This is a genomic window from Fictibacillus sp. Mic-4 (assembly GCF_049843615.1).
GTDB classification, from domain to species: Bacteria; Bacillota; Bacilli; order Bacillales; family Fictibacillaceae; genus Fictibacillus_A; species Fictibacillus_A gelatini.
Genome location: NZ_JBBHZM010000105.1, coordinates 1 through 1285, shown reverse-complemented (window position 1 = coordinate 1285; position 1285 = coordinate 1). Strand labels below are relative to the sequence as shown.

At 37.9% G+C, this 1285-nt stretch carries 1 protein-coding gene; it reads left to right on the top strand.

All coding sequences use genetic code 11. The features are described 5' to 3' along the window. The first annotated feature begins 92 nt into the window (after positions 1 to 92). Positions 93 to 932 (top strand): YitT family protein, encoded by an 840-nt coding sequence (locus WD019_RS21640; RefSeq protein WP_425712810.1) that lies wholly within the window; start codon positions 93 to 95, stop codon positions 930 to 932. The last annotated feature ends 353 nt before the right edge of the window (positions 933 to 1285 follow it).

The following is a 1285-nucleotide window of genomic DNA, read 5'->3' as shown; positions in this document are numbered from 1 at the left end:
CCTCTTTCAAAACAGTATTGCAACCGTTCTAGTTTACAAGTATAATAGTTGGATTCTGAATGCAGAAATCGAATTTCACGAGGTGTTAAGATATGAAAAAAAGAGTCATAGATATGCTTATGATTACGGCAGGTTCTTTTATTTTTGCATTAGCTGTTAATCTGTTTGTCATTCCTAATGAATTTGGCGAAGGCGGCGTTACCGGGATCACCATTATTTTATTTTATCTCTTCAAATGGTCGCCGGGATTGGTGAACTTAATGATTAATGCTTTTTTGCTGATCATCGGCTATAAATTTTTAAATAAAACGACAACCATATATACGATTATAGCTGTTGCGTTAAATTCTTTGTTTTTACATTTAACAGAAGACTGGCGCATTTTATCTGATGAAATAATGGTGAATGCGATCTTTGGCGGCGTCTTTGCTGGTGTTGGGATTGGCTTAATTCTTCGGGTTGGCGGCACAACTGCGGGGACGACCATCCTTGCTAGAATTACCCATAAATATCTCGGCTGGAGCATCAGTTATGGACTGCTATTTTTTGATATGATTGTCGCTTTTTCTTCTTATTTTATTATCGGTGCCGAAAAACTGATGCTCACGATCATTATGCTCTACATTGGAACAAAAGTAATGGAATTCATTATCGAAGGATTTAACCCGAAAAAAGCTGTCACGATTATTTCAAAGGAACCCGATCAAATTGCTCAACAAGTGAATGTTCTCATGGACCGAGGCGTTACCGTTCTTTCTGGCCATGGATATTATACAAAAACTCAAAAAGATATCCTCTATATTGTCATTAGCAAACAAGAGGTAATCAAGCTCAAAAAAATTGTGAAAGCTGTAGATGTGAATGCGTTTATTGCCATCCATGATGTTCGGGATGTTTTCGGCGAAGGCTTTCTCGATATTTCAAAAACATAGCGTCGAACATGCTCGCTACGCCAGGATTTTTCTTATAGCATGGCTAGTGGATTAGCACGCTATATGTATATGTTCCCCGGCGATCAGTGCCATTCCTTTGAAGTTGCCGGAGCGGAGCAATATTGGTATTTGTCCAAGTTCTGTGTAGCGTTTTGGCACTATTTCAATTCAAATCTAAGACAATTGGACCCAATAGAGCCATGCTAAAGGACAAATTTTTCGTTTCCGGAGAAGCCACTGAAAAAGTTCCTTTTAATAAAAAACTAAAATTTTTGAAAAACCAAAACCCAAAAAAAACAGTATTTTTCACTTAGGAAGTGGGGGATAGCATCGTGTTTACAATGCATTTCGCT

Excerpts from the sequence above, each read along its gene's own strand:
- WD019_RS21640 (WP_425712810.1), top strand. The coding sequence starts at position 93 with ATGAAAAAAAGAGTCATAGATATGCTTATGATTACGGCAGGTTCTTTT.